This is a genomic window from Aeromonas sp. R1-1, assembly GCF_040908495.1.
Taxonomy (GTDB): domain Bacteria; phylum Pseudomonadota; class Gammaproteobacteria; order Enterobacterales; family Aeromonadaceae; genus Aeromonas; species Aeromonas veronii.
In genome coordinates, this window is record NZ_JBFODV010000296.1 from 1 (window position 1) to 2,722 (window position 2,722).

Sequence of the window (2,722 nt, forward strand, 5' to 3'; positions counted from 1 at the left end):
ATTCATGATCGCGCAGATACCCTTTCTATTAGCCGGATACTATCACAGGGCCTCGCATGGCGCGGCGACAAAATTCATTTTCTGGGGCTGCTTCACGTTGTGATAAAATCCGCCCCTTTCTTTAGCCAACCCGGATGATTTTTATGCAGGCGCAGCGTTTTTCCATCGCCCCCATGCTGGACTGGACTGATCGGCATTGCCGTTACTTTCATCGACTGATGAGCCGCCAGACCTTGCTCTATACCGAAATGGTGACCACCGGCGCCATCATCCACGGCAAGGGGGATTATCTGGGTTACAGCGAGCAGGAGCACCCCATCTCCCTGCAACTGGGTGGCAGCAATCCGGCCGATCTGGCGCGCTGTGCCAAGCTGGCCGAGGAGCGCGGCTATGACGAGGTGAACATCAACGTCGGTTGCCCCTCCGATCGGGTGCAGAATGGCCGCTTTGGCGCCTGCCTGATGGGGGAACCGGCGCTGGTGGCAGACTGCGTCAAGGCGATGCGCGATGTGGTCGATATTCCGGTGACGGTGAAGACCCGTATCGGTATCGACGATCAGGACTCTTACGAGTTTTTGCAGGCCTTTATCGAACAGGTGCGCGATGCCGGTTGCGACACCTTTATCGTCCATGCCCGCAAGGCGTGGCTGAGTGGCCTGAGCCCCAAGGAGAACCGCGAGATCCCGCCGCTCGATTATCCCCGCGTCTATCGGGTCAAGCAGGATTACCCGGATCTCACCATCGCCCTCAACGGTGGTGTCACCTCCATGGAGCAGACTCTCGAGCACCTGCAACACGTCGATGGCGTCATGATGGGGCGTGAAGCCTATCAGAACCCCTACATTCTGGCGCAGGTGGACAATCTGGTGTTCGGCCAGAACAACGCCGTGCCTAGCCGCCACGAAGTGGTGCGGATGATGCTGCCCTATATCGAGCAGGAGCTGGCCAAGGGCAACTACCTCTCCCACATGACCCGCCACATGCTGGGATTGTTCCAGAATATGCAGGGGGCCCGCGCCTGGCGCCGTCACCTGAGTGAGAACGCCTGCAAGCCGGGGGCGGATATTCAGGTGGTGCTGGATGCCATGGCCAAGGTGCCGGAGTTTGCCGCCAGCGAGACGGCCGAATAAGCCAGTTGTGCCAAGGCAAGAGCAGCCAAAAAGCGCGTCAGTTGACGTAATGCCGATCAGTTAAGGATCCATTGACCGATCCTTCTGTTGTGTGAAAATCCGAAACCTGTTGATTGGTTTCGGATTTTTTATGCGTATCGCTCAAGCGCTCGACTTCCTGCACGCCAGTAATGCTGCTCAGTTTGAGTCACTTTCTGACCTCATTCCTCCCGAGCTCATCACGACGCTGCTCGCCGAAGAGGATGTCGCGACCCTGCGTCGCCGCCGCATGCCCATGGAGCGACTGGTCTGGGCCATCATCGGCATGGCTATCTTCCGCCATGTTCCCATGACCCAGCTGGTCAATCAGCTCGATATCCTCTTGCCCGGCGACCGTCCCTTTGTTGCTCCCAGCGCCTTTCTGCAAGCTCGCCAAAAACTGGGGGACAAGAGCATCGAGCGGCTGTTTCACGAGACCGCCTCGCGCTGGCACCAGCAGGCCAACCACCCCGGTTGGGCCGGGCTGCAACTGCTCGCCGTCGATGGCGTGATGTGGCGCACACCCGATACCCCGGACAATGCCGCAGCCTTTGCCAAGCCCGGTACCCGGCAGGGCGAGACCGCCTATCCGCAGGTGCGCATGCTCTGTCAGATGGAGCTGACCAGCCACCTGCTTGTACAAGCGGTCATGGAGAGCTGCGCCGTCAACGAGATGGTACTGGCCGAGCAACTCATCGCGCGTACACCGGACCACTCGCTGACCCTGTTCGACAAGGGGTTTTACTCACTCGGCCTGCTCCACGCATGGCAGAGTGCGGGCGTTGAGCGGCACTGGTTGCTGCCGCTCAAAAAGGGCACCCAATACGAGGTGGTGCGCAAACTGGGGCGCCAGGATGCACTGGTCTTGCTGAAAACCAGCCCACAGGCGAGGAAGAAGTGGCCGCACCTGCCGGATACAGTGGAAGCCCGCTTGCTGACCCGCCACATCAATGGCAAGGAGCGCCAAGTATTAACCTCAATGGTCGACCCGATGCGCTTCCCGGGGGCTGACATCGTCGAGCTCTACAGCCACCGCTGGGAAATCGAGTTGGGCTATCGGGAGATGAAGCACAGCCTGCAACAACACCGGCTGACCCTGCGCAGCAAGAAGGCAGCGGGGATACGGCAAGAGCTATGGGGTGTGTTGCTGGCGTACAACCTGCTACGCAGCCAGATGGTAAAGATGGCGGCGAGTCTGAAGGGATACACGGCGAGCCAGCTGAGTTTTCACATGGCGTCGGTGTACCTCATCCATGAACTGAGCTGCATGCCGTACCTGTCACCGGGGAGTATCCCGAAGCGGGTGGCGGAGCTGGATAAACAGGCGGGGCAGTTTGTATTACCGGAGCGAAGGGAGCGGAGTTACCCCCGCAGTGTGAAGGCAAGACCACAAAAGTATGCGGTGCAAAAAGCCAATAAAAACAATGCCAGTCAGGCTTAACTGACTGGCATTACGCCAGTGGCGCCTTTTTTGTTGTCTGTGTCCCGTCCTGAATATGGTTTACACCTTTCCCCCTAATAAATGGAGAGCCCGATGGGACAAGGTGTGAAACGGACACAGCGCGATTACTCGC

Annotated in this window: 2 protein-coding genes; both read left to right on the top strand. The window is 58.8% G+C overall.

All coding sequences use genetic code 11. The features are described 5' to 3' along the window. Positions 1-143: 143 nt before the first annotated feature. A complete protein-coding gene (dusA, locus tag AB5Y92_RS20300) occupies positions 144-1,130 on the top strand; it encodes a tRNA dihydrouridine(20/20a) synthase DusA (RefSeq protein WP_064335427.1) in 987 nt (328 codons plus the stop codon). Positions 1,131-1,260: 130 nt separating this feature from the next. Continuing rightward, entirely contained in the window at positions 1,261-2,589 is a 1,329-nt protein-coding gene (locus tag AB5Y92_RS20305) for an IS4 family transposase (RefSeq protein WP_368227493.1), read from the top strand. Positions 2,590-2,722 lie beyond the last annotated feature (133 nt).

Bases quoted from the DNA above. Each gene is read 5' to 3' on its own strand.
- dusA (WP_064335427.1), top strand. From the start codon at position 144: ATGCAGGCGCAGCGTTTTTCCATCGCCCCCATGCTGGACTGGACTGAT.
- AB5Y92_RS20305 (WP_368227493.1), top strand. From the start codon at position 1,261: ATGCGTATCGCTCAAGCGCTCGACTTCCTGCACGCCAGTAATGCTGCT.